The 284-nt window shown below is 63.0% G+C and carries 1 protein-coding gene; it reads right to left on the reverse strand.

Going from position 1 to position 284, the window contains the following annotated elements:
* Positions 1–197, reverse strand: a 197-nt coding sequence (locus tag AC2ETI_RS32720) for a TetR family transcriptional regulator C-terminal domain-containing protein (RefSeq protein WP_483635063.1), incomplete at its 3' end; no start/stop codon positions are given.
* Positions 198–284: the final 87 nt, after the last annotated feature.

Consider the following 284-nt stretch of genomic DNA (forward strand, 5'->3'; position numbering starts at 1 on the left):
GCCACGGTGGCTGCGCCCCTGCCCGGAGTGCTCTCGTCGAACTCCACAGAGGCAGCAGCGACCGGACACCCTGCCTGGAAGTCGCTGTCCGCGACCGCGTCTTTCCACATGAGGAGGAAGGCTTCAAGGCCGGCTACCGGGCCCATCTTCAGGTACTCGGTCAGTGATCGCGCGAGTTCGTCGCCCGCCCATTTCACGGCTTCACTTACCAGCTGTTCTTTCCCACCAGGAAAGTAATGGTATGTCGAGCCGAGTGGCGTGCCGATGTGCTTCGCCAGCTCACG

The organism is Rhodococcus sp. MurmanLake-1 (assembly GCF_056945715.1).